Here is a 24066-nt window from a genome sequence, read left to right as displayed (position 1 = left end):
ACTTTCCTGCGTTTATCTAAAAGAGTTTTATTCGATAAATAGACTTTCTTACTCTGATAACATAGTTTTTTCTCGTCCATCTTTCACATAAACAACCACCCGAAACTGGCGCTCTGGATGTTGCTGCAAGTTCATTGCCTGAATTCGTGCCTCAAAAATATCTCCGTGACCAAAATACAGCATCGTACTTAAAAAATCATTTTTTGCTTCTGGAACATACCCAATTTTATGTTCTTTGTAGTAAATTGCGACTGCATTGGGATCATGGGGATTGTCTGGCTCCGGTTTAAGCTCAACAACCTGCCCCAAACTTAGTTCATCGATTACCATCAATCCGTCATAATAAGCAAACGCTGCTAAATGAAAATCTATTACAAAACGCGAACGTTCGTAGTGTCCTTTAACCATTGAAATTCCTCCATCGGGTTTCTTTTTCTTGATTGTATCACCATTTCTGAGAATCGAATAGCTGGTATTGATTAATAGTGTGGGAAATTTTACAAAATTGTAACTTGCTTTTGCATGGTATTTTCCAAAAACGCTCTGACAAGTTCCTATTTCTTATGAAGTGCGGCTAAATTTATTCCTGATTTATTCCAAACAACTCAATTTCTGTCAAAGCTGGAAACGGTGATTCTTCCTCTGATTGTTTCAACTCGGTAAAAGTAACAGAGGTAACTTGTCGTTTAGAAAACGAAAACATTTGTCGTTGATCTGTTTTCTTTGTGTGAAAAGTTTCTTTTGATCCATCAGAAAAGATCAACGAAACCTGTTCCCAAAAATTATCATGGGGAAAATCTGCTCGGAAAGTAAACACTACTTGATCAAGACAAACTTTTCTGCCAAAATCGATGGTCAATGCAGCATCTTTTTGTTGATTGATGCCCCAAGACTGAAAAGGGTACGATCCGTGGGAATGATTAGCAAATACTCCATCAATCGCATTACAAGCAAAAAAAGTCGCATCATTTCGAGTTTCTACATTTGCAAAAGCGTGAGGATAGGCACCGTTAAATTCCTTCTGATCATGAGGATTCAATGCCAAATTACGATAGCTAGAAATTTCTTCGCTTGTCGCAGTTCGGATACTTAGTACATGATCTCCCGTTGAAAAACGATGCATAGGTCCTGCTTTCACTTGTTCCGAGTCTTTTGAAATCGAATATTCCCAAAGCTGATCTTTTAAATAAATCAATGAGGTATCAAGAGTTTCATCTAGCTTGGCAATAAGAAAGACATTTTTTTTATCTAAGTTCACTACAATTTTGTCTCCATCCTCGTACTTCAAATTTCTTGTCGCCAGGGATACTTCATCTGTTCCAGTAGCTTGCATTTGATGATATAATATTTCTTCTCCAGATTTTTTTTCAACTTTTTTTATATCGCCCTTATGATTAAAAATACTAATTGTAATTTTAGTCATGTTTTGCCCACCTTTTTATTTCCTATTTTCTTTAAAAAAATTCGATTCTCCGTAGATCATTCGCCCAGTTTCACTGTGATATAATTTATCTCCACGAAATGTATCAAATGCTGAATAGTAGTACTCATATAGTTGACTTGATTGGTTGTGTTGAATACTGATTCCCAGAATCTGTTCGGCCTTTGCTGGTTCATCCGCTTTGTTTTGATAACAATGCAAAGATTCTATCTTGTATTGCTCAGCATCATAGAATACCTCATAAGTAACTGAACGATCTTTAAATTCACTCATCAATACAATTCGCTTATTTTCTATTAACTGATTATATTTCTCCGAATAAATTCCTTTCTCTACAGATTCCTTCTGATTTTCACTGAAAAAAATTTGATAAGATGTTTTATCAAATAATAATTCCTCCTGCTTCAACACTTCTATTTGTGGCGCTAATTGATAATATGCCGCTAATCTATGGTTTCCTGGACACTCAACCGTATTGATGACAATCACAATAGAAGCTTCTTTTAAAATAACTATTTTTCTCTTAAAAATAGCAAGCTGATTTTCAGAAATCCAACCACTCCAAACAGCTATAAATTCTGTTAAATCCTTGCTATTCTTCGTATTTGAAGCCAGAGGAGTTCCCATTTCATCATATCCCCAAGAACCGTTGATGCGAGTACTTGGTTTTTGGTCGATCATTATAGAACTGTGGCTTTCTTCTGATTTTAATTGAATACGCAGCTTTGAATCCTCACGATAAGTATATCTTCCTGGATCCACAATTAATTCTTGATTTTTCAGTAGAATACTCAAGCTACCCAATGCTGCGTGACCATGTCCACTACCATGACGACCATTAAAAAGAGTAATAAAGGTCGTATCTTCTTTATACGCCATAAACCCGCTATCTATCTCATCAAAACTAATTGGTAGTGATTCTTGAACAAGATGAGTTATTTTGGTACCTGTATAAAGATAACCCACTTGAATTTTCTCTTCATTATGAGACGTAATCCGAGGTAAAAAGCCACACAACGAATAGATACTGTAGATGTACGAAAAATCCACTGCATCACTGTCATTTAATGAAAGGAGTTTTCCATTGCTATCACAATAATAATGCGCCGCTTGAATTGCCTTTTTCAAATAGTGAAGAATACCTTTCGGAAAATAACATCCCGTATATTGTTTATTCAACCACAATTGTAACACACTCACAACGACCTCATGATGATACATTGGACTTTGCTCCCAATGTATCCCGTCTTGATAAAATTGAAGGGCCATCTCATGTGACAAAACAGACCACGCCCAATTCTCCGTTTTTTTAGTCACTATATCAGGAAGTAGCTGTGCTACATTTAGCAATCCAGTAATTGCCAAGACACCCCAATTACTCAAATAATTTTTGTCAATAAAGCTGGTTTCCAAATACATCGTTTGATTCAAAAAACTGTTCTTTATTTTTTTTATTTCTGTTGGTGTAAAAATTTTAGAAAGATCTCCTAAATAAATACAACTTTTTACCCAACTACTCAACCTTAATCCAACATCTAAATTTCGCCAAAGAGCTGGATTGTCCTCTAACAGCCATTCTGTAAATGTAAGTAGTAGTTCCTTCCATTTTTCCAAATATTTTTCTTCGTTTGTCAATCGATACATAAGAGCCAAATCAACCAAAAAACCATTGCGACTAACCATGTATATCCACTCTGGATCACCATTTGGAGTTTTTAGTAAATTGTTATAGCAAAGATTATAAGGAACATTCACTGCTTCCATATCCAGTGAATCGGTAAAAATAATTTTATCCTTCAATAGATACTCACATCTTCGAGAGATTCCATCAATAAATTTTGAATGTTCTAGTTGATATTGCTTTAGCTCTTTCTCTTCAAAAAAAGACTGATGGTACATTTCAATAACTTGAAAATTCATGTTATTCTCCTTCATTTCTCTTTTGTCAACACGTCACTACTTAAATCCTTCCATATAGTCACTTTATAAAGTACAAGAAGCTGAAATCCATTGATTTCAGCTTCTTGTACACACCTATCCTAAAATACCTAATGCTGAACCTAAAATACCGATTGCAAATAAAAGTAGTAACAAGCGATACGTACTCCATTTTTTCTTTTTAACCAAGTAATAAACACCAATTGTCAAAATAGCTGGTAACAATTTAGGCATGATTTTGTCTAGAATGTCTTGAATTGCAACTACTTGATCCTCTCCACTGGCAAGTTTTGTCGAATATTTGATTGCAACATTTGCTTTTACAAATGATGTTGCTAATCCGGCAATAACTGTAACCCCAATAATGTTTGCAGCTGCTGAAATGTGACTAATTTTGTCACTTAGGGTATCAATAACACTTGTCCCCAATTTATAGCCAAAATATCCCATAGCAATTTTAATTGTCAGCATAGAAGCAATCATTGCAAACCAGAACCCCATAGGCGCAAATCCCAGTCCGTCTAATGCCATTCCGGCAAAAATTGTAGAAAATAGTGGAGCTAGTCCAAACTGTGCAATCGAATCACCGATACCGGATAATGGACCCATCAGCGCCATCTTGATGCTCCGTGCATTCTCCACATCTTCTCCATGATCATACATGGCTAATTGCATACTTGTAATAAATGGAACCATCTGTGGATTAGTATTGTAAAATTCAATATTTGCTGCCGCAGTTTCTTTCAATTTTTCAGGTTCATCTTTATAGATTTTTTTCAATGCTGGTAAGATTGTGAACAAATAGCTGACACCTTGATAAGCATTATAATTAAACCCATTCTGCAAAAAATAAGAGCGCAATGATGTTTTAAGATAATCTTTTGAGGTTAATTTTGGTTCTCTAGATTCCATCAGTAAAGTCCTCCTCATCTATATGTGACAAATCATTGTAAGTTGGTGTCGCTGGTTTCTCTTGAACACCAGTAGTCTTTTTTTCTTTTTCTTTGTTGTAGTAGCTAATCAAAGCAAAGACCGTACCTACCAATGCAATCGCCATTGTTGGTAATTCGAGGTAAGCTGCACAAACATAACCTAATAAGACGTAAGGAGTCAGATCTTTTTCTAACATGACAGACATAATCATGGCAAATCCAATGGCGGGAATCAAACCACCCGCTACAGAAAACCCAGTGACTAACCAATCTGGTAAAGCTTCAACAAACGCTTGGAGTCCTGGACGACTAACTGCTGCCAAGATTCCAATGATAAAACCAGAAATCAAAAATCCGATAAATGTCGAATTTGCCAGCCAATTATATTTGTTGTATTTTCCTTCCGCAATTAATTGTTTTGCATTTTTCGTTGTTCCTGAAAAAACGGTATACAGAGCTGTCGTCACTAACTGAAACAACACGGCAAACGGAAAAGATAGTGCCAATGCTGATTCTGGTGTAACGCCTTGATCTTTCATGGTGATTGCCATGATTGTCCCAACAATACCAGGACCAACTGGGTTTGGGGGAACCGTTCCTCCAGCACCAACACCAAATCCCATATAAGCAAGTTCTGCGAGTGCTCCCATTGCAAGAGCCGTTGGAATGTCTCCAAGAATAACTCCGACAAAGAAAGACATAACTAATGCACGGTTTGTATAAATTCCTAAAAGCTGTCCAGCGTAACAAAACGCTGTTACTAATCCAATCATAATGGCTTGAAAAATTGAGATGTCCATTGCTTTTCTCCTTTTATTTTAAAGTTTTTTCCAATGTTTCCAAAGATTGTGCTCCATCGTTCGATACTGGGGATGTTTTGGTATTGAAGGTTACTTGATACTCATCCCGTAATTTACGAAGGTTTCGTTTATCCTCCTCCCCTAGATAAATGAATTGAGATACTTTTTCTTTTCCTTCTGCAGCATGAATATTTCCAACATTTAATTCTTGCAAAGGAAAACCAAATTCCGCTAACTTAAGTGCATCTTCCGTTGAGGAAACGACGACAAATATCGTTTGTGTAGGTGCTGCTTTCCAAATAACCTTTGCTGTACGTTCGATTGTCCAGAATCTAACACTCACCTCCTTAGGTACAACCGTTTTCATTAGTGTTTGCTGAATACTGTCCTCAGAAACTTTATCATTTGCACAGATCACCAAATTCACACCTAAGCTTTTAATCCACAACTGCCCTTGTCCGTGGATCAATCGTTCGTCGATCCGGACCATTTTTACATTTGGTTTATTTTCCATGATGCTCTCCTTAAAAATTTATTTTTTCTTGTTACCAATACATTTCCCAATCTTTGTAGAATCGAACCAGCGCTTCTAAATAATAGTAATCTCCCCAAATATTTCCTTCATCCACTCCTTTTCCAGAATGCCATGAGTAAACACCATGATTAATCAATGGTAGGATTCCATTTCCATTAGACTCTGTATAGTTTTCAATCAGACTTGCCAACATGCTGTGTTGTGCGTAAGTGTAGGTCAACTTATACTCATTTGTTTCTGGTAAAAATTGATTCATTAAATTCATGCCACAAACGGCAATTGCAGTTGCTGAAGAATCACGTGATTGCTGAGATGTTTCATCAAAAATTAAATCCCAGTAGCAAATAAAATCCTTTGGTAATCTATTTAAAAAGTAATTTGTTACAGCTTCATATACCGAAATATCAGATTCTTTTTTATGGTAAAAGTAGTTTAAGCCGATACCATAAATCAACCAGCTTTGGCCTCGAGCCCAACTAGAATCATCCGAATAACCTTGGCGCGTTTTTCCCATTAATGGCTTGCCGGTTTCAGGTTCAAAATAAAAGGTGTGATAAGCTGAAGCATCTTCCCGTATGGCGTAATCGATCGTTGCTTTATAGTGATTATCAGCAATTTTGTTATACTTTTCATCGCCAGTAACTTCACTCGCCCAATAAAGTAAAGGAATATTCAGTAAACAATCAACGATCAAGCGATAGTTATCTTTTGCTCCTAATTCTCCCCAAGCTTGGATGAACCCACCCTTTACTTGGTACCGAGTAATTAATTTATCGGCTGCCATTAACGCCGCTTCTTTTGCCAATTCCATTCCGGTGATTTTGTAGGCGCTAACACAAGAGAGTGAATACAAAAAGCCTAAATCATGATGTTCTACTTCAATATTTTCTTTAATACGATGATGAAAGCTGACTACTTGCTTTTCCGCTAATTTACGATATTTCTCATCTTTAGAGTATTCATAGGCCAACCAAAGCATTCCTGTCCAAAAACCTGTAGTCCATTCTATATTATCAATTGGTTCATAAGTATTATTTTTTGTAGCTGGCGTTGGGAATCGTTCTCCCAATTTATTCATATTACGATCAATTTTTTCTAAAGCTTCTTGAATTGCTCCTTCCACTTTTTCCTTTGTTAATAATCCGTTGTTAAAAAAGCGCTGACTATTAATCAATTTCTCCTTGCTAATTGCTGTCATTCTTTGTTACATCCCTTCAGATTCAATTTCTATCGAATAGTAATTATGATGAATGATTGTGTTGGAAAATTCGATTGGTTTTCCGTTATCATCGAATGAAACACGATCAATTGTTACGACTGGTAAATTTATTGGCCAATTTACTTCTTGTATTTCTCTATCAATCATCTGAATTGTTTCTGCTGTTTGAGCAAGTAATTTAAACTTGATATCAGCTTTCATTGGCAATGTAGTTAAGTTGTACTCAAGCTTTAGTTCTTTAGATAAACTTCCACCTTTTTTTAACTTGTCCACTGCTTCATCGCTTAACAGATCTGATAAGACATAGCGAATTTGAATTTTCCAAACAAAGGAATCAATCGTCGCCAATTGCACTACCTGAGTTAATCCCTTACCGCTACCATTTAAGTACTGTTCTATTCGTTTATTTCTTATATTTGTATTAACAGAGGTCGACGTTTTTTCCACAACATTTGAAAAACTATCTTCTTGTTCTTTCTTCGAAACTAAAGGTCCACCTTCATCAAAATACACCTTTTTATGACGATAATTTTTTCTGACAAAAGTTCCTTCCCCTTGTTTACGAATAAGATAGCCACTTAACACTAGGTCCTGTAGAGCTCTTACAACAGTCGTACTACTAACTTGATAGATTTTTTTTAATTCGCCTTCCGAGTAAATCTTTTCTCCCGGCTGAAATTTTCCTGAATCAATTGCTGCAATCAAATCATTTTTTATCATTTCATATTTCGGTAACATAACTAGCCTCCAACTTAACGTGTTAACTTACTGATTAGATAATAATCCCTTTACAACTTTTTGTAAACCCTTTATTTCGAAAAAATAGGATAATTTAGCCATTTACTTTTTAACTAATTTTGTCTATAGTAATAATATGCTCGAAAACTTAGCGTGTTAACTTGCAAAAAACATAGACGATTAATTCAGAATGTTTTACTTTTAGAATTGAATAAAAATTGGAGGTATACAATGATTGGATGTATTTTAACCGGACATGGTAGCTTTGCTCCAGGACTATCTGGGGCCGCACAGATGATAACTGGACCGCAGGAAAATTTAGATTTGATTCCATTCGAAGCTGAAATGGACCCAAAACTATTTGAACAGAATCTACAGAAAAGTATTGAGAAGTGTGTGGAAAACTGTAAAGAAGTAATTGTTTTTACTGATTTGTTAGGCGGAACCCCATTTAAAACTGCGATGTTACTCACTCAGCACATGAAAAATGTTGAAGTTATCGCTGGAACTAACTTACCGATTCTTTTGGAATTTTTAGGTAGCCGAATTTTTCAGGAAAGTTCCGAACAATTGATTCCTCAATTAGTTGAAACCGGTAAGCAAGGAATCATTCACATGCAGTTAAATCATGAGGAAGAATCAGAAATCGACGAAAACGGCATTTAAATACGACTAACCTCCTAAGTACGATTTAGTGATGTACTTAGGAGGTTAGTTTTATTTATAAAAAATGAAAAAAAACAAAAAACTTGATTCTACTTACAAAAATTATAAATTTAGTTGTTAATTTCATATATTAGTTATTGAACAAGTTAGCTAGAAGTAAAAATCCATGAGCCTATAATGCTAACTGAATTAATTTTAAGGTTGTATGTTCATATTTTTACCATGAAATTATCCATCGTTCCAAACTTTACCCTGCTATCTAAAGACTTTTTATTCGGATTCTATTGTTCTCGAATGCCCTTTGGTAGATATAAATTTGCCGATTCCCATCTCTTTTTCATAATCTATAAATGCGTGAAATACACAAAATAGTTGGTTATCAGTATCAGATGTGACAACTATACTATTATGCCCAGGTCCAAAAATCATTCCATGTGATTTCAATATAGGGTTTGTTGCATATTTAGTACTATTGCCCTATCATGATTATTTTCTAGCACTTCTGAAACAACTCGAAAGATCAGCTCCACATTCGCATCTTTAGTTTCCTCCACCTTCTCTTTTATATTCCTTATCATTATAGTGACCAAAACTTTGAAATTCATAATATCTTTTTTGATATCTAGCCATTTACTTCCTAAGCCCATTTCCATCAGAAATCCTGAACTCATTTGCTTCACATTGATGCTAAAAATTTCTTATTAGACTATTCCATATCTAGTATCTTAGAAATCGCTTCTATATTTTGTGGAAATATCCATACCATCAGCTATCACAATCCCTTCAACACATATTATCTCCCGATATTTTTTCAAATAATATGAAAATCCTCTTTTCAAATAGAGCCAGCGACACAGGTCAGTGGCTCTATCTATATTTCAGTCCCATTGCTAACAATCCGTTATTTTAGGCGACGTTCATTAATTGCTGCAATTTGGGGAACTGCTAGTTTAGGTTTCCGATTGACATCTAACAGACCGTTTATTTCTTGTTCTACGTCTGTCAGTTGAGTATAACAATAGCCGACCACATAAGGTAAATCTTGCACCGCTTGATGGACTTTATCAAAACGATCCATAAATTCCTCGTCATTTTTCACTTGATGACCATAACCCCATTCCTCTTTTTTTGAAGTTGAGAAAGCAATCCCACCAAATTCAGAAATAATGATTGGTTGATCTTGATAGTTATAGCCATCTGCAAAAGCGTAAAAATCTTTATTGAATTGAATATCATTATTGACTATGGCATCTTTGTCCGCATAGCGTGCAGCCAGCACCTCTCCATACTCTTCATAGTCATGAAGAGTTAAAATATCAGAAATTGTGTGGACCCATCCGTCATTGGTAATCACTGGACGTTCTTTATCGTAGGCCTTCGTCAGATGATAAACGGTTTCAGTAAAAGCCTGTTGTTCTTTGTTATGGGCAATATCTTTGATTCCCCATGATTCATTAAACGGCACCCATGTGATAATGCTTGGATGGTTGTAGTATTGTTTCACAATTGCCTGCCACTCAGCAATAAAATTCTCCATAGCAATATCATTAAAAGTATACGTAGAAGGCATTTCACTCCATACCAACATACCCATGACATCACACAGATACAAGAAACGCTCATCTTCTAATTTTTGGTGTTTTCGCAAGCCATTATAACCCAATTCTTTGATACGGTGAATATCTACCTCCAAAGCTTCAACTGACGGTGGTGTGATGGAAGATTCGGGCCAATAGCCTTGATCCAAAATTAATCGTTGATACAAGGTAGTATTATTCAGCAAAACTTGCCCATTTTGAATATGTATCTTACGCATTCCGAAATAGCTGCTTATTTCATCTAATAGATTACCTTTTTCATTATAAAGTCGGAAGGTAACATCATAGAGATTTGGTTCATTCGGCCACCAAACTTTGGTTCCCCAACAAGGATCTTCTCTAAGTCGGGTATCAAGCGCAAAAGCTTGCATATTTTGATTCAAACTGCCTCGAATTCTATTAATGACTTCTCCTGAAAACGTCACTATTGCTTCAAAAACTAATTTTTCTTCAAGGTCTATAGGCGAAAGAACTCTAGGCCGAAAGACTACTTGATCTGCATCTAAATCTGGTGTGATTTTCACCAACTCCAGTGAAACAGACGTCATACGCTCTTCTAACCAAACAGATTTCCATATCCCAGTAGTTTGTACATACCAGCAACCAAAATTGTCTTTTTTCCATCGTTGCTTTCCTCTAGGTTGTTCACAATCCAATGAATCTTCCGCCCTTAAGGTAATTAAGTTTTCACCAGCTGTAACCCAGCGAGAAATATCAAATGAAAATCGTTCATAAGCTCCACGGTGAGCCCCTACCAAATGACCATTTATCCATACAGTAGTTTCGTAATCCACCCCTTCAAAGTTCAGCGTCAACAGTTTATCTGCTTGTTCTACCTTAAAATTTTTCTGATACCAAACCACCGAGTGTTGTTCTTCTTTATGAATTCCACTAGCCTTCGTTTCATAAGTAAATGGAACAATAATCGTTTGCTCTTTAGAAAATCCCTTCTGCCAGTGCTCCAATAATCCAATATTCTTATCATCAAACTTGAAGTCCCATTGTCCATCCAATGAAGTCCAATTTTCTCGAATAAATTGTGGACGGGGATGAAGTTTTCGTTTTACCATCATGTTTGTCGTACGCTCCCTATCGATTCTTTGATTTTTCTCATTACTAATTTATTTTATCAATCATGTTATATGACATAGTTCTAATTGCACATTACCATTGTCCTCGTAGATTTATTCTTTCTGGAAAATATTGATCATTGATTTCTTTTATTCGTGCCAAATTGACCTTAGGCTGACGATCATAAGTCAACAAACCGTTGATCTCTTGTTCTACATCTGTAAGTTGTGTATAACAATAACCCCATAATGCTTTTGAAGCATAAATCGCCTCCATAATACGACTATAGTCTTCTAAATATTGCTCTTCATTTTCTACAGTGGTATAGCCCCAACCAACTTGTCCGCCAACTTTATAACCGATACCGCCAAATTCTGTCAGAAGAATTGGCTGCCCTTGATATTCAAAACCATCTGCAAATATTGACCATTTACCGGGAGGCATATGAATCAATCCCTCTACATTAGCTAGTGTATCCTTGAAATGTTGATATTTTTTAATTTCTGCTTTTTGCCCATGAGAATAATTGTGGATAGCACAGATGTCCGTATCAGTCATTTCCCAACCATCATTAGAAATTACCAAACGTGTACGATCTAATGCGTGAAGAAGATGATAAATACCTTGCGAGAAGTTCTGCTGCTGCTTATCATGGTGAACTTCTGGGATTCCCCAGCTTTCATTTAACGGTACCCAAGTCAAAATTGAAGGATGATTGTAATCTCGTTCTACAATTTCAAGCCATTCTTTAGTTAAATTAGCTACAGCACTAGTGGAATAAGACACAGTAGAAGCGCATTCCCCCCAAACGATGTACCCCATTTGGTCAGCCCAATATAAGAAACGGGGATCCTCCACTTTTTGATGCTTCCGACAGCCATTAAAACCCATATCCTTAGACAATTGAATGTCTTTTTTGAAATCTTCATCAGTCGGAGCTGTCAACAGCCCTTCTGGCCAATACCCTTGATCCAACACCAGTTTTTGATAGAACGGATGATTGTTTAAAAAAACCATTCCATTTTCTGTGTGGACTTTTCGCATACCAAAATAAGAAGTTACTTTATCTAACAAATTTTCTTGTTGATCCATCAAAACCAATTGAACGTCAAATAAATTAGGACTGTCCGGGGACCAAGTCCAACCATTATCATGAAAATTGCTACGGAAGATTTTTTTGCTATAGATATCTATTTTACGATGAACTTCTTTTCCTATTCCTTTGACTGTGTCTTCCGTCAATAATTCCTTTTTGAAGAAGATTTGATATTTAAGTAACAAATTTTTCGTCGGTTGGTTTACTTTCACAGCGATTTCTACCGTTCCCTCATCAAGATCCGGAGTATATTTCACTGTTTCAATATATGATTTGTTCACTGGCTCTAACCAAACGGATTGCCAGATACCTACAGTATTGGTATACCAGATACCCGCAGATTTTGATTGCCAAAACTGTTTTCCTCTCGGGATTTCTTCACTGTCATGAAAATCTTCAACACGAACAGTTAGCTGATTGTCGGAATCTTTCACTAAATCTGTAATATCTAATGTAAAAGATGTATGTCCACCAACGTGAACTCCTGCGAGTAAACCGTTTACATATACTTCTGCCTGGTAATCGACTGCTCCAAAATGTAATAAGCATCGACTGTTCTTTTTTACTGACCATTCAAATTCTTTTTTATACCAAACAATGTCGTGAATTTCCTGGCTATTAATACCACTTAACTTTGCTTGATAAACAAAAGGAACCTGAATTTTTTGATTAAATTCTATTGACTCAGAAAACCATTTTTCGCGTTTCCCCAAATTTTCATCATCAAAAGCAAATGCCCACTGACCATTCAAACTCAACCAGTTTTCTCTTACAAACTGCGGGCGGGGGTACTCATTTCTCATTTAATTTTACTTCCTTCCATAAATGGTCATAAAATCGAAGTCTGACTAGGAAGCTTCATTTACCCATCTGAAAAAGTTTATTTCTCCAAATTGTTAGTAGCTTCTCCAATTCGACTTGTCTATTACCATGATAGTTTGTATAAAAGAGTCACACTTTGTTACTTTTTTCATAAAAATTGTACTAGGTGTCTCTATCCTAAAATTGTTACACATCATTTTCGTTCAATACTGACCTGACCATTAACACAAACAGCACGCTTTAATGCTCTGGTTTTGGCAAAATAAACGACACCAGCTGCAATTCCTAATATCACAGAAGGAATGTCTAAAATAAAATAGGAGAATAAACCCTGTCCTAAAAAGAAAAAGCCAAATTTTTTAGCTAGTTGACCATTCTTTAGGTAACGTTTGGCTATTATTAGGTTAAAAATTCCTAATCCAATTAATAATGAACCAAAGGTACAGGTTAAAGTGAACATACTGCTATTGAAAGATTGAACCGCTTGATCGCTTGCATGCACCCCCATCTTACCACTGAGAGGAGCAAGTTTATAAAACCCAAAATACAAAATAGTCATTAAGCCATCAATAATTTGCCAAATTCCCATAACAGTCATCATTCGTCGTTCTACTTTTCGATTCATTTTCTAACTCATCCTTTCACACCAGCAGACAATGACATAGATTGTAAAAAGTATTTCTGTGCAAATAGATACAGGATAAAGGTTGGGACGATAGCAATTAAAGCTCCAGCCATTAATAAAGTAGGTTTGGCAGCATACATTCCCTGTAGCAATTGTAAGCCAGAGGTTATCGGCATTTTTTCAATGTCATTAAAAACAATAGATGGCCAGAGAAAATCATTCCATGAACCAGTAAAAGCAAACAACGCAACAACAAGTAAAACTGGCTTAATTAGAGGTAATATAATACGAAAGAAAATCGTTCCTTCACTTGCACCATCAATTTGAGCTGCCTCATCAAAGTCTTTAGGGATGTTATCCATAAATTGTTTCACCAAGAAAATATTAAAAACGCCAGCTGCTCCAGGTACAATCATTGCAAGAGGAGTGTTGACCCAACCTAAAATATCAACAATCTTATACAAAGGAATCAAATTCACCACACTGGGAAACATCATAGTGGCCAGTAAAAATGAGAATAAAGCGTTCTTCCCTTTAAACTGCAAACGACTGTAAGCAAAGGCAGATAGGGATACAACAACCAATACCAACACAGTATGAGAAACAGAGATGACCAGTGAATTCATAAACCAACGAACCAAAGGTGTACTCGTATTATTCATCAACAGTTCTTGATAATTTGTCAACACCCATTCGATTGGCATAATTTTAAATCCAGATGTCATTAATTCCATTTCTGACTTAAAGGAAGTCAGCACTCCATAGGCTAGTGGTATAATCCAAATGCAAGCCATGGCTAGCAAGAATAAAAAAGCCACTATCTGTGGAACTGATATTTTTTTATGTTTTATCACCTTAAATTCCCTCCTAATCTTCTTTTCGTAACAATTTAAACTGAATCGCCGACACAATCATAATACAAATCCCTAAAATAACTGCCATAGCCGATGCAATTCCAGCAATAGATTGACCTGAACCAAAAGCATTTTGTTGGATATACATCAAAAGTACACGAGTAGAGTTGGTTGGGCCACCACCTGTCAGCATCAACGGTTGTCCATAGATATTAAACTGAGCAATAGTAGTCATTACCAAGGTATAAAGAATCTGCCCTTTGATGGCTGGTAAAGTAATTTTCATAAATTTTTGAAAAGAACTGGCTCCGTCAATATCTGCTGCTTCATAAAAGTCTTTTGATATTCCATTCAAAGCTGCTTGATAGATGACCATATTTCCTCCAATCGTCCACCATACTGTGATTACGACTAACGTCACCCAAGCATAGGGTTGAGTACTGGTCCAAGGAATATCGGAGTTCAACATGGTATTAATTGGACCATAGTTAACATTAAAAATTAATGTCCAAATGATTACAACTGCCGAAATGGCAAATAAAGAGGGCATGTAGAAAATTGATTGAAATATTTTTCCAAGTTTTGGTTTTGTATTTAAAGCCGCCGCTAAAAGTAAAGGAACTGCAATACAAAACGGTACGGAGAAAAGAACAAACTTAAACGTGTTTACTAATCCAATACGCAACTGCTCATAGAAAGTGGAATCTTTATTAAAAAACAATTCCTTATAGTTATCCAGTCCAATAAAAGTTGGAGAACCGAATAAATCCCAATCAGTGAACGATACATAAATTCCGAAGACAACCGGAATCAAAAAGAAAATGGTAAAAATAATTAGATGTGGTGCAATAAATAACCAAGGTATCAGCTTTTTGTGTCCATGCTTCCCTGTGTTTGAAGCTATAGACGTATTACTATTCGTCGCCATCATATAGTTTTTATTTCCTTTCCATTCATGTGTACGGAGACCAATCTAGTCGTAGGATGGCCTAGGATAAATCCTGAAGTTACTCCATAGTATGTTTCTCAAAGACAGAAATACCCCAAACTATCTAAATATCAATCTATTTATCAATCTCCTTTAAGACTGTAGATTCCCTATTTTGATATAGTTTGGAGTTTTCTACCTCAGACTAAGTTTCCTTGAACAGTCTTACTTTCCAGAGCTGTCTTTGGCTACTTTGTCCGCTACTTCTTTTTGCATATTTGCTGCAAAATCATCAACTGTCATTTTACCAAATACAACGTCTAGTGCATGGGCATCTAGATATTCCGCCACGTATCCGTTATATTTGTAATCAAAGATTTTCAAGGTTGCCTGTTCTTCCGGTGTACTCAAGAAGAAAGATTGTTCCATATCTGTATATTCACTATTATCTAACAGATCTAATGTTGCTGGGTTTTGACCCGCTTTCGCCCATTCTAAAGAGTTTGTCCGTACCCATTCTAAGAATTCCATGATACCTTCTGTCTTTTCTTCGGAGCGATCTTTATTCTTAAACATTACAAATTGGTGGGAAGATGCCCAGTTAACAGCAGTTGAAAGATCTTCACTTAATTGTGGCGAGTTTGTTAATCCCCACTCAAACTTAGCTTCTTTTACTTGATTACGCATCCAAATCCCTTCTGGATAAAGCACCATCTTACCGGCTAGGAATAGCTGCGCAGGATCTTCTCCATCTCTCGTCGTCAACTTTTCTTTATACATATCAGCATAACGTTGCATTGCTTTCTTTGTAGCATCCGTATCTAATGTTGGCGTGGTACCATCTTCGGTTAGTTGTCCACCTTCTTGCAAGAACAACGAAAGGAAGTTTGGTTTTGCCCAAGTGATTCCTAGTCCCCGTACTCCATCTGCTTCTGCTTTCTCACCAATTTCTTCAATTTCATCAAAAGTAATAATATTGTCATCTAGCGCCGTTGGTAAATACTTATTCAATAATTCTTTGTTGTAATAAACACCCCAGCTATGGATATCTAAAGGTACGCTGTAACGAACACCATCAATTTCACCTAAATTCCATGCTTCAGATACGTAATTATCCTCGTTAATATCCGGAAAATCTTTCAAAATATTGTCATAAGTTTCCAACATATCGTTATCTTTGTACTGCTTGATACGTTCAGCATGAACAATATTCAAATCAGGAATATTCTTGCCTGAGTTCACAACCGTAGGAATTTTAGTGTACATGTCAGATTCTTTAAGAGAGACGTTTTTAACTTTGAAATCTGGATTGGTTTTGTTGTAATCGTCAATCATCTTTTTCATATTGTCACCATCAGCACCAACAAACGGATTCCAAAAAGTAATTTCATTTTTGCTGTTGCTTGAAGATCCTCCAGAACTTGAACTTCCTCCACCACAACCTGTCAGTAACATAAAACTTGCACCAGTTAACAATACCGCTCCCGCTAATTTCTTGATGTTCATTTCTTTCCCTCCATTTTACTTATTAGTTAAATTATACAAAAAACTTTTTTGCCAATTTAACCAATAAGTATATTTTCGCTCATATATCTGAGTACATATATAAATTATCAACATTTGCAAGCGCTGTCAACGGCTTTATACAGAAGTTTACCAAAAACAACTTTACAGTTAAACGTGTTACGTACTATAATAAAGAAAACATATAATCGTTTTACTTTTTAGTTAAAAGGAGATGCAATTATCATGGAACTAGACTTAGAACCTCATTCCTTGCCCGTCTATGAATGTTTAGCCAGTGAGACACGCCTAAAAATTTTAAATTTTATCGGAAATAGAAAAAAAAGTATTGGCGAAATTGCCGAATACCTTGGTATGAGTAATGCAATTGTCACCCGTCACGTTCAACAGATGGAAGATGCCGGATTGCTTAATTCCGAACGCGGAGTAGGTGCGAACAGAAATAAAAAAATGATTTTCTTGAAAATTGATGATATCCACATTACATTTCCAGAAAAAATATACCTAGGTTATCAATTACATCAAACTCATTTGAAATTAGGACATTTTGTAGACTTTTCTGTTATTCCTACCTGTGGACTGGCTACAGTAAAAGAAGTGGTTGGTAAAGCAGATGATCCAAAATACTTTATGGATGCTCGCCGGGTGGATGCCGGTTTATTGTGGTTCAATGAAGGCTTTGTAGAATATAAAATTCCAAACATGTTGGCAGAATATGAAGAACCCAACATGCTAGAAATCATTTTTGAAATTGCTTCAGAATTTCCTCTATCCAATAATGTTTGGCCTAGTGATATTTCAATTTATGTAAATGACATTTTAGTAGCCGTCTATACCGTTCCCGGTAATTTTTCTGATACCCGTGGACGCTATACGCCAAAATGGTGGGATGACAATTTTAGCCAATATGGTTTATTAAAACATATACGAATTAACAAAATTGACACTGGTATTGATGGCGAAGCATACTCTCCTATTACAATTGACGACTTGGAGCTAAATAAGCAGCCCTTCATTAAACTCCGTTTAGCTGTGGAACCAGATGCAACCAATAAAGGTGGAATGACTCTTTTTGGGAAGGGATTCGGAAATCACAACCAAGATATCATTATCAACACTTATTATTTAGATAAGGAATAGTTTTCATTGTCCTCACTTCTTTAATGAGAATATCAATATTTAGCTACCTTTTTTAGTGCATAAAACAGCAGCTGCTAAGTATATCAAAAAATTATACTTAAGCGCTGCTGTTTTATTTATCTATTCCTCGGCATCTTCTTGATTCAGTATTATTTCATTAACATATACGATACTTTCTTTTGCCGCTACTACAAAATCTGATTTTACAGCCATCATTTGACTATTAATAAAATCAATAATCATCGGCATATTCATTCCTGCATAGAGATCAAACTTTTCTCCTGTTAGTATTAATTTTGCCGCAACATTGCAAGGAGTTCCTCCCATCAAGTCAGCAAAAACAGTAAACGAGGTAATATCTTCAGTTTCTTTTTTAAACTTGGCTAAAAAATCTGCTTGTCCTTCTGAAGGTAACAAGGGTATAGCATGAATCATTGCTTGCGACCCCATAATCATCTCTACACTTTTTTTTAGTTCAGTACACAAAAAACCATGACTGATTAAAATCAAATATTCATTCATCTATCCCACTCTTTCTACTTAGAGATTACGCCAAGTGCTGATAACGCAACTGAGACAATTAATACAATGAAAATTGCTTTTGTTGAGGTAATATTTTTCTTGCCCAGCATCCAGTACACTACACCGACAATTACCGCTGGTAACAAACGAGGTAATATCATGTCCAAACTATTTTGAATATTCAATGACACATCACCAATATTAGGTGCCCATGCAAATTTTACATTGACCATAGTAGCAACCAATGCTCCTACCATAAATACTCCTAACAAAGTTGCAGCATCAGTCATTGCAGTTAGACGACTTTGCATTGTAGTAACTAAAGAGATTCCTTCTTTATAAGCAAATTCCAATTGTTTCCATCGAAAAATCATAACAGCAATTTGTGCTAAAATCCAAATAAATATTCCGGTCGGATTACCATTGATGGCCATATTTGCCGCCAATGCACCAAAAATTGTTGGAATTAATGCACCAAAAATCGAATCACCGATTGCAGCAAATGGTCCCATCAAACCAGCCTTTAGCCCACTTACTGTATCCTTTCCATCAATTCCTTGTTTTTCCTCGATTGCTAAGTCAATTCCAGTGACAATCGTATTAAAAAAGTTTGAAGTATTAAAAAATTGTGTATGAGCACGAAGCATTTCCTTTAATTCGTTAGTTCCATCACCATAGATTTTTCGCAACTGGGGTAAAATGGTATATAGATACCCTGATCCTTGCATCCGTTCGTAATTCCAGCCCAATTGAAAGCCAAAGAGACTTCTGCGATTGATTTGTTTAAAATCTTGCTTGGTCAATTTATAGTTAGATTTCGTCATCTTCAATTTCCCCCTCAGTTGACTCGTTTATTCCATTGTTTTGTGAAACAGATCCAGAGTAATGATTGCTATTCTTATAACTAATAGCTGCGAAGGCAAAACCAATCAAAGCAATTGCTAACATTGATAATCCATTAAAAACTCCACCAAAATCTTTAACGACTGAAGCAACTCCTGAACCCAAAAGTTGGATATTTCCAAAAACTGTCGTTAACAAAGCAGTAATTACAAAACCCAAAACTAAATAAGGAAAATGTTTTTTTACTGGCAAGTAACGCAGTAGAATTGCAAAACCGACAGCTGGTAATACCGCACCAGCGACAGACAATCCGTCTCCTAACCACTTCAAGTCACCATTTAAGTATGCAACAACTTTTTCTACAAGCCCTCCGCCAAAAGCTAAAGCTAGAAATACTGGAAGCATTCTAGAAAAGGCCCAAGGAATTGCGCCAAATAGGAAATTTCGTTCAATACCCTTATAATCCATCTCATCAATTTTTTTGTCGATTCGATGAGCAAAGAACGTATTTGCAAAACGACCTAATATATCCATTTGAATCATCAAACTTGCTACTGGTACTGCAATAGCAGCGATTGCTTGTTCGGGATTCATACCCAGGCCAACCGAAAATGCAGTTGCCAAAACTGTTCCAGAATTGGCATCGATTTTTGAAGCTCCACCGAAAGTTCCTACACCTAAAACGGTTAGCTGCATACTACCGCCGATGATTAGCCCAGCTTTGATATCACCCATCACAAGTCCAGAAAACAAACCAGCAAAAACAGGTGAATTCATTGCTGAATAAAGTTGTAACTCATCGAGAATTTGATACCCTGCATATAATGATAATAATAATATCTGCCACCAAAATATATCCATCATACATTACCTCCTATTTTTTTAAAAGATTGATAAAGTTTTCTGCTTTATCACTTGGTACCATTTGTGCAATTAATCGAACTCCTAGTGCATTTAATTCTTTAAACTCATCGACATCTTTATCCACTACATTGATTGATTTTGTTATAGCTCTGGTCTCATTTGTTTGAGACATGTTCCCAACGTTAATCTCTGTTATTGGAACGCCCATTTTTACTAATGACAATACAGGTTCGGGATTTCTAGCAATCACCAATAATCGTTGAGAATCGTATTTACCTGCAAGAATATTCGTCGCAGCTTTTTCAATCGGTAATACACTTAATTTGACTCCTGCTGGCGTTGCCAACTTTAATCCGCTTTTTTCAATTGCATCCACTGCTACTCTATCATCAACCACCATGATTCGTGTGATATTTAACTTATTTGACCATAAATTAGCTACTTGACCATGGATTAGTCTGCCATCAATTCTTACTCCAATAATGCTCATTACTCTCTTCTCCTCTTTTCTCATAATATGAATAGCGCTTCGGAACTTAAATTGATTTCATCTGCATACCTTCCTTCTGTTTCAAAAATTATAATCGTATTTATCCCCAAATTTAGAAATCCTTTGGGGATATAAAGTGATTGCGTTGGTCCCTTGTCCCAAAATCTGCCAAGATTATGTCCGTTAACTAAAACAACACCTTTTCCAAAAGAGTGCAAATCGATAAATGTATCCTCATTTTCAATCAGTTCAAACGTAAATTGGTAAAATGCTGGTAATCCTTCACGCCACAATTTAGAAAAATCAAGAGCAGAGATTCGAGTAAAATCTATCAAATATTGCTGCCAATTTGTTATAAAATGTAGATCTGACATAACACCGGTTCGAATCCCTTTTCTTTGTGTATCTGCAAAAAGTTTATGTCCATAGTTCACTCGACCCATATTTTCCATCAGTATATCCAGTTGATTATTTTCAAACGGCGCCGTTACTAGAATATCTTCTCCAATTTCTTCTTGATATTGTGTAGTAAGATATTCTTCGTTCAAATAAATTTGTGCTCGATCGCGCCCATCAATAATTCGATAGCGTTCATTTGGTGCATCCTTTTCAAGGAACGTCCGGTAAAGAATATATCCATAGTAGTGATGTAACCCTTCCATCGTTTTTGGATAAATTGTTTCAATTCTGTCACTGACTTGATCAATAACCTGAAACAAATCTACCTTATTTGTTAACGGGATCTTTTCTTTGCTAAATGTTTTTTTTACTAAGGGTTCTGTTTGAGGGAGTTCTGGCAGAATATTGCGAAGCATTTTTTTTATTGCAAAATACTTTTTGGTAGGATTTCCCTGTTCATCAAGGGGCGCACCGTAATCATAAGAAGTTATTTGAGGAAGATCAATCGCTTTTCGTGCAGAACAACCGTTCATAAATCCAAAATTTGTTCCTCCATGAAACATATAAAGATTCACACTACCAAGTCCAATAACTTCTCGCAAAGCAGCCACTAATTCGGTTGTCTCTCTCTTTACAATCGGCTCTCCCCAGCGATTGAACCATCCATCCCAAAATTCCATACACATCAAAGGCCAATCTTTCCCATTGGTTTTATAAAATTCATGTAATGCCTGAAAATTTTCTTTTCCATGAGAGCCAAAATTACCCGTTGGCAGAATATCTTGTCCAATCATGCTACCTGCTTTCAGTGTTGCACGCCAAGATCCATCAGACGTGAAGAATGGAACATCTACCCCAAAATTTTTCATCATTTCATGTAATGAAAATAAATATTCTTTTTCTTCTCCAAATGAACCATATTCATTCTCAATTTGCATCATGATAATAGGGCCATCATGCGTGATTTGTAATGGTATCAATTTTTCAAACAAAATTTGATAATAATTTTTTACATGTTGCAAATAAACTGGATCTGATGTACGGATTTTACAGTCTTCTTCTAACAGCCATGCTGGAAATCCGCCAAACTCCCATTCTGCACAAATATATGGAGATGGTCGGATAATCACATACAATCCAATTTCTTCAGCTGTTCGAATAAAATGTTCGATATCTAGCCCTTTATCAAAACGAAAGATTCCTTTGTTTGCCTCGTGTAAGTTCCAAGGAATATAAGTCTCAACAGTGTTGAATCCTAATGCTTTTAAATTGTATAGAGAGTGGTACCAGTCATCCGGATGTATTCGAAAGTAATGAATCGCTCCAGATAGTATTTTAAAGGGCCTTCCATTCAACAGAAAATCCTTTTTTATTTCAAACGTTGTCACTTTGAATCCCCCATCTTTAGTAAGCGTTTACTATATGTTAATATATTAAATTGGTAATTCGTATTTGTCAATACTACATCTTAAAAAAATGCAGACTCATTCTGACACTCTTATTGCCATCTATCTAATTTTAGATTGACTGATTTTCTTTGCTTTTTTCTAGAAAATTACTATATTAATTAATAGTAGTAAAGCTTTTTATCAGGAGAAACTATTATGAGAATTGCTATCTCTATAGATGATGTTATCGCCGCATTTTTTGTGGCTACCTTACAAACGCTCAATAAGATTTTTCACTAAAATTTAACAAAATAATCTATTGACATCAGATATACAACTACCATTTTTCCGGAATTCAGGATTTGATGTTTCAACTAAAAAAACTCGGAAAGCTTTTTCATAAATTTACAGATAATCCCAGATTCACCACAATTTTTAAAGGAATTGATGAAGACAAATGAGCTACTCACCGACTTTGACGTAATGCATTTTCCCAGTAGTTTTTCTAGAAAATATACTTGACTAAAAGAGTATTTTTGATTTAATTCAAACTAATTATTTAATTGATGTCTCTACAATAAATATTCACAAGTTTTCGGGTACAGACCTTTTATCTACTCCTCTGAATAATTCGCAGATTACAGATGAATTACGTGTAGATAACTAGTCATATGTTGGAGACTATTTCAAAAAATACAAAATGCTAAATAACTTTTTCGTTTCTTTTGTTATCTGCTATACTATAAAAGTATAGATAATTACTAAACCGTTGATGGTTGAAAAACGGAAAAGAGGTGATCTAATGAAAGTACCTAAATACCAACAAATCAAAAACGATCTTCAGCAACAAATAAAATCTGGAAGATTCGAAAATGGCGATCGTTTCTACACAGAAGCAGAATTGATAACAATGTACGATGCTAGCTCTATCACTGTAATTCGTGCTATTAAGGAACTAGCGCAAGAGGGATACCTTGTGCGCTATCAAGGAAAAGGAACATTTGTTTCCCGATCTCGAAAAGGAAAGCTTGTTGAATTTTCTGATATCGAGTTATTTCCTATCGATAAGGATGAAGTGAAGGTCTTATCAATCGAAAAAGGAAATGATCTCATTTACAGAAAGAAGTTGAACTTGCGATCCTCAGACTATTATTACTGTATTCGAAGATTACGGACAGCTGATGGTGTTCCCTATATCTATCACAAATCCTTTGTTCCAGAACAATTCATTCGCAAGGATTATCCTGACTTTTCCTATTACAACTCGATTTACCAACGATTTCGTGATGATTTTAATATCCACATGAATGAGGAACTATCTGCAGAAACCAACGAAATAAGATTTCCGACCCCTAAAGATGTAGCTGAATTATTACAAATTGATAGTCATGCTCCTACCGTTTTTCAAGTAAAAAGCACAACACTGAGTATCAGTCGACAAATTGCAGAATATGTAGAAACTTATAAACGGTGGGATTTCTATAAAATTGAGTTTTCTTCGGTGGACTATGGAAAGTAAGTAATTTTCCCCGCAATAATTTCCAAATACAACATATAATCATAACCACCCGTCAAACGGGTGGTTTGCTCTGGGGCTGTAAGCCCCCGTTACTAGCCAGCGTCTAAAGGCGCT

General features: G+C 35.8%; 23 protein-coding genes. 3 read left to right on the top strand and 20 right to left on the bottom strand.

Going from position 1 to position 24066, the window contains the following annotated elements:
* Positions 1-48: 48 nt before the first annotated feature.
* From FFM66_RS09915 to FFM66_RS09880, 8 genes are all read right to left on the bottom strand, one after another.
* Positions 49-408, bottom strand: coding sequence for an HIRAN domain-containing protein (locus FFM66_RS09915; RefSeq protein ID WP_137605810.1), 360 nt, complete (start codon positions 406-408; stop codon positions 49-51).
* Positions 409-580: 172 nt separating this feature from the next.
* Complete coding sequence (locus tag FFM66_RS09910; protein ID WP_137605809.1) at positions 581-1423, bottom strand: hypothetical protein; 843 nt, start codon at positions 1421-1423, stop codon at positions 581-583.
* Between the two features lie 15 nt (positions 1424-1438).
* Positions 1439-3361, bottom strand: coding sequence for a heparinase II/III domain-containing protein (locus FFM66_RS09905; protein ID WP_171000833.1), 1923 nt, complete (start codon positions 3359-3361; stop codon positions 1439-1441).
* Positions 3362-3475: 114 nt separating this feature from the next.
* Entirely contained in the window at positions 3476-4291 is an 816-nt protein-coding gene (locus FFM66_RS09900) for a PTS system mannose/fructose/sorbose family transporter subunit IID (RefSeq protein WP_048603604.1), read from the bottom strand.
* Positions 4281-5111, bottom strand: a complete 831-nt coding sequence (locus FFM66_RS09895; RefSeq protein WP_048603605.1) for a PTS mannose/fructose/sorbose/N-acetylgalactosamine transporter subunit IIC — start codon at positions 5109-5111, stop codon at positions 4281-4283. The genes FFM66_RS09900 and FFM66_RS09895 overlap by 11 nt, the downstream gene beginning before the upstream one ends.
* Positions 5112-5124: 13 nt before the next feature.
* Complete coding sequence (locus FFM66_RS09890) at positions 5125-5625, bottom strand: PTS sugar transporter subunit IIB (RefSeq protein ID WP_137605807.1); 501 nt, start codon at positions 5623-5625, stop codon at positions 5125-5127.
* Positions 5626-5656: 31 nt separating this feature from the next.
* Positions 5657-6844, bottom strand: coding sequence for a glycoside hydrolase family 88 protein (locus FFM66_RS09885; protein WP_137605806.1), 1188 nt, complete (start codon positions 6842-6844; stop codon positions 5657-5659).
* Between the two features lie 6 nt (positions 6845-6850).
* Positions 6851-7603, bottom strand: coding sequence for a GntR family transcriptional regulator (locus FFM66_RS09880; protein WP_137605805.1), 753 nt, complete (start codon positions 7601-7603; stop codon positions 6851-6853).
* 231 nt (positions 7604-7834) lie between these two features.
* Between FFM66_RS09880 and FFM66_RS09875 the strand changes: the two genes are divergently transcribed.
* A complete protein-coding gene (locus tag FFM66_RS09875) occupies positions 7835-8269 on the top strand; it encodes a PTS sugar transporter subunit IIA (RefSeq protein ID WP_048603609.1) in 435 nt (144 codons plus the stop codon).
* Positions 8270-8709: 440 nt separating this feature from the next.
* Here the strand turns inward: FFM66_RS09875 and FFM66_RS09870 are convergent, their stop codons facing one another.
* The 7 genes from FFM66_RS09870 to FFM66_RS09840 all read right to left on the bottom strand — a co-directional run bounded on the left by FFM66_RS09870 (position 8710) and on the right by FFM66_RS09840 (position 16769).
* Positions 8710-8940, bottom strand: coding sequence for a hypothetical protein (locus FFM66_RS09870; protein ID WP_137605804.1), 231 nt, complete (start codon positions 8938-8940; stop codon positions 8710-8712).
* A 230-nt stretch (positions 8941-9170) separates the two neighbouring features.
* Positions 9171-10940, bottom strand: a complete 1770-nt coding sequence (locus tag FFM66_RS09865; RefSeq protein WP_137605803.1) for a glycoside hydrolase family 2 protein — start codon at positions 10938-10940, stop codon at positions 9171-9173.
* Between the two features lie 91 nt (positions 10941-11031).
* On the bottom strand, positions 11032-12837 hold the full coding sequence (locus FFM66_RS09860) for a glycoside hydrolase family 2 protein (protein WP_048603612.1): 1806 nt from the start codon (positions 12835-12837) through the stop codon (positions 11032-11034).
* 212 nt (positions 12838-13049) lie between these two features.
* Positions 13050-13481 carry a hypothetical protein gene (locus tag FFM66_RS09855; RefSeq protein WP_137605802.1) on the bottom strand — a complete coding sequence of 144 codons (432 nt, stop codon included), beginning with the start codon at positions 13479-13481 and terminating at the stop codon, positions 13050-13052.
* Positions 13482-13489: 8 nt separating this feature from the next.
* Positions 13490-14332, bottom strand: coding sequence for a carbohydrate ABC transporter permease (locus FFM66_RS09850; protein WP_246038438.1), 843 nt, complete (start codon positions 14330-14332; stop codon positions 13490-13492).
* Positions 14333-14348: 16 nt separating this feature from the next.
* The gene (locus tag FFM66_RS09845; protein WP_137605824.1) at positions 14349-15263 is read right to left on the bottom strand and encodes a carbohydrate ABC transporter permease; all 915 of its coding nucleotides are present in this window, start codon (positions 15261-15263) and stop codon (positions 14349-14351) included.
* Positions 15264-15488: 225 nt separating this feature from the next.
* Complete coding sequence (locus FFM66_RS09840) at positions 15489-16769, bottom strand: extracellular solute-binding protein (protein WP_171000832.1); 1281 nt, start codon at positions 16767-16769, stop codon at positions 15489-15491.
* Positions 16770-17012: 243 nt separating this feature from the next.
* On the opposite strand from FFM66_RS09840, the gene FFM66_RS09835 reads away from it, so the two are divergent.
* Complete coding sequence (locus FFM66_RS09835) at positions 17013-17927, top strand: ArsR/SmtB family transcription factor (protein ID WP_137605801.1); 915 nt, start codon at positions 17013-17015, stop codon at positions 17925-17927.
* A 120-nt stretch (positions 17928-18047) separates the two neighbouring features.
* Here FFM66_RS09835 and FFM66_RS09830 read toward each other — a convergent pair whose 3' ends face one another.
* From FFM66_RS09830 to FFM66_RS09810, 5 genes are read right to left on the bottom strand one after another with little or no spacing between them, the layout of a single operon-like run.
* Positions 18048-18449, bottom strand: coding sequence for a PTS sugar transporter subunit IIA (locus FFM66_RS09830; protein WP_137605800.1), 402 nt, complete (start codon positions 18447-18449; stop codon positions 18048-18050).
* A 14-nt stretch (positions 18450-18463) separates the two neighbouring features.
* Complete coding sequence (locus tag FFM66_RS09825) at positions 18464-19273, bottom strand: PTS system mannose/fructose/sorbose family transporter subunit IID (RefSeq protein ID WP_137605799.1); 810 nt, start codon at positions 19271-19273, stop codon at positions 18464-18466.
* Positions 19260-20153 carry a PTS mannose/fructose/sorbose/N-acetylgalactosamine transporter subunit IIC gene (locus tag FFM66_RS09820; RefSeq protein ID WP_137605822.1) on the bottom strand — a complete coding sequence of 298 codons (894 nt, stop codon included), beginning with the start codon at positions 20151-20153 and terminating at the stop codon, positions 19260-19262. Before FFM66_RS09820 ends, FFM66_RS09825 begins: the two co-directional genes overlap by 14 nt.
* A gap of 13 nt (positions 20154-20166) precedes the next feature.
* On the bottom strand, positions 20167-20646 hold the full coding sequence (locus tag FFM66_RS09815; protein ID WP_137605798.1) for a PTS sugar transporter subunit IIB: 480 nt from the start codon (positions 20644-20646) through the stop codon (positions 20167-20169).
* A gap of 20 nt (positions 20647-20666) precedes the next feature.
* Complete coding sequence (locus FFM66_RS09810) at positions 20667-22433, bottom strand: glycoside hydrolase family 35 protein (RefSeq protein ID WP_137605797.1); 1767 nt, start codon at positions 22431-22433, stop codon at positions 20667-20669.
* 802 nt (positions 22434-23235) lie between these two features.
* Between FFM66_RS09810 and FFM66_RS09805 the strand changes: the two genes are divergently transcribed.
* Positions 23236-23952 (top strand): GntR family transcriptional regulator, encoded by a 717-nt coding sequence (locus FFM66_RS09805; RefSeq protein WP_137605796.1) that lies wholly within the window; start codon positions 23236-23238, stop codon positions 23950-23952.
* Positions 23953-24066 lie beyond the last annotated feature (114 nt).

This window comes from Enterococcus songbeiensis (assembly GCF_005405265.1).
In the GTDB taxonomy this organism is placed as follows: Bacteria; Bacillota; Bacilli; order Lactobacillales; family Enterococcaceae; genus Enterococcus_C; species Enterococcus_C songbeiensis.
Note: the sequence above shows the minus strand (reverse complement) of the source record. Positions and strands in the feature narration are given on the sequence as shown.